At 49.5% G+C, this 2,648-nt stretch carries 2 protein-coding genes; both read right to left on the minus strand.

Features of this window, described 5'->3' with window-relative positions; all coding sequences use genetic code 11:
• Positions 1-120 precede the first annotated feature (120 nt).
• Positions 121-870 (minus strand): IS21-like element helper ATPase IstB, encoded by a 750-nt coding sequence (gene istB / locus AC2YIT_RS32100; RefSeq protein WP_487281934.1) that lies wholly within the window; start codon positions 868-870, stop codon positions 121-123.
• Positions 871-890: 20 nt separating this feature from the next.
• A complete protein-coding gene (gene istA, locus AC2YIT_RS32105) occupies positions 891-2,420 on the minus strand; it encodes an IS21 family transposase (RefSeq protein ID WP_487281935.1) in 1,530 nt (509 codons plus the stop codon).
• Positions 2,421-2,648: the final 228 nt, after the last annotated feature.

The following is a 2,648-nucleotide window of genomic DNA, read 5'->3' on the forward strand; positions in this document are numbered from 1 at the left end:
TGGGTATTTCGGAGAAGTTGACCACCTGATTCCGTGGCAAATTGACCACCTAATTGTCTGGCGGCCTGTGGCAGAAAAAAGCTGCAGAAGCAGTTTCAAAATTAGTTAATTTAGGCCGTATTATTGGTAGCTATTTTCGGGCTCCATTTTTTTCTTTCTTCTCATTGATTCTCCTCTCAGTTCTATGCGGTGAGCGTCGTGGACTATACGGTCCAGGATCGCATCGGCAATGGTTTTTTCACCGATCACTTCGTGCCATTTGCTGACAGGCAGTTGGGAGGTAATGATCAGGGATGTTTTACCGTGCCGGTCTTCGATGATCTCCATCAGGGCGGCCCTGCTCTGTGCATCGAAGGGCTGGATACCGAAGTCATCGAGCACCAACAGGTGCTGCCGTTCGATCCTGGCGATTTCCTTGATATAAGAGCCGTCAGCCTTGGCCATTTTCAAGCGGGCGAACAGTTTTGGGGTACTCGCGTAAAGTACGCGGTACCCCTGGATGCAGGCTTGATGGCCGATGGCAGTTGCCACATAGCTTTTGCCGATCCCGGTGCTGCCGGTGATCAGCAGGTTCTCATTGCGGGTGATAAAAGAGCAATCAGCCAGGCGCATGACCTGGTTACGATCCAGACTGCGATCGGCATGGTAATGGATATTTTCGACGACGGCTTTATAACGGAACCGGGCCTGGTAGATCTGCCGCTCTACGCGGCGGTTGTTGCGATCGTCCCACTCGGCGTCCACAAGGTACCCTAATAGCTCATCGGCCGTGTAATCATTGGTTTTCCCGCTTTCCAGGCTGGTTTTGAAGGCATGGAACATGCCATAAAATTTAAGCTTGCGCAGCTTCTCCAAGGTGTCATTGTTCATTGTATGGATTGTTTAAAAGGTTACTGATAATATTCTTCACCCCTGATATTGTCGTGGTTAGGCATCGGCAGCTCGTCGGCGAACAGGCTGTCCTCGTACTGGTCCATCTTCTTTTCCAATATCATCTGGATGATTTTGTAGTTGTAAATACCATAGCTCAACGCGCGCTGGCATGCGCTGATCAGCCGTTGTTCGCCAGCCTTTTTTGCGAAGGACAAGATGCCGATGCAAGAGCGGTAGGCCTGCTCGGGATGCTGCTTACGGTCCAGTATTTTAAGGATATAAAGCCTTACGTCATCGTGGATCGAAGAAGCCCATTCGACGAACTTATCCGGGGTCCATTCGGTCAAAAAGCGGTGCGTGCTGGCCAGGTGCTCTTTATCGGTGGAGTAATTGTAGGGGCTTTTGACACGCTGATGCAGGGCTATGCGCTCATAATGGTAGTAAATCTCGACCACGGTGCCTGAGAACAGCAATTTGACCTTCTTGCCGATGAACCGGTACGGGACGCTGTAATAGTGTTTATCGATGCTCAGGTTGACATGCCCGTTTTTCATCACCGTAGCGTGTGATTGCTTTTTAAACTCGTATTTGAGTATTGGCAGCGGCGACAGTGTGTTACGCTCGATCTCTTCGAACTGAAGCCTGCGGCTGTAATTGCGACCACGTAGTAACTGGTTATTATGAACTTCCAAGGTAGCCCAGATGGCTGCGTTTAGCTCAGAGAGTGAGTTGTAAACCTTCTTCCTCAAAGGGGCATAAATGCGGCTATAGACTATTTTAACAGCCCCTTCAACTAATGCCTTGTCGCGTGGCCGGTACGCCCTGGTGGGTAATATGGTGGTCCCATAATGGTTGGCAAAGTCCTCAAAGGTCTCGTTCAGGGTAGGTTCATACCGGTTGCTTTTGGTGACGGCAGCCCTGAGATTATCCGGAACTACCGCCGCAGGAACGCCCCCGATGTAATGAAAGGCGTTCTCACAAGCCAGGATCAAGTCTTCTTTTGACTGACTCATAACAGCTTCCACATAGGTGAGTTGGCTAGCGCCCAGGATGGCAATAAAGACTTCAACGTTAATTACTTCCCCAGTCTCACGACTGATAAAACTCTGCTTTACACCGGCAAAATCGATGTAGAGTTTATCTCCTGCCTTGTGATCCTGATGCATGACCGGATTGACCCGGGACTTCCACTGGGCCAAGTGGAAGCAGAATTGGGTATAGCTGAAGCCGTCCGGGAATTCCTTTTTGTAGCTCTCCCAGAGCGAATAACGCGTCTCGCCGGGCTTTTTAAGCTCTTTATCTATGCGGGGAAAACAACGCTGTAGATATACCAACCGGTCCTGCGGTGGCATTTGCTTGACAGCCCCAAAGAACTCGTCCAGCTCCTTATCATTCAAAGCATTAATCTGATCAAAGGTCAGGCCGCTCGACTCAAAAGTGGCCATATACTTTTTGGCCGTATTCCGGGAAACACCCGTTTGAGCAGCAATAGAGAGCTTGCTGCGGCCCTGACTGTACATCCTTAGTATCTGTCTTATTTTACTCATGCTGATAGTCGAATTTGCCATACTTCCCGCGGTTGGTATCCGCCAAAAATATGGGTGATTCTACAGCATTTTTCTGCTTGAAAGGGTGGTCAGTTTGCTCCGGAATCCACTGGTCAGTTTCCTCCGAAACAGGTGGTCAATTTGCTCCGAAACAGGGTGGTCAATTTCAGCCGGAACAGATGGTCAGTTTAAACCGTATTGAGGTGGTCAATTTCACCGAATTTTCCA

The sequence above is a fragment of the Dyadobacter sp. SRI_021 genome (assembly GCF_057586235.1).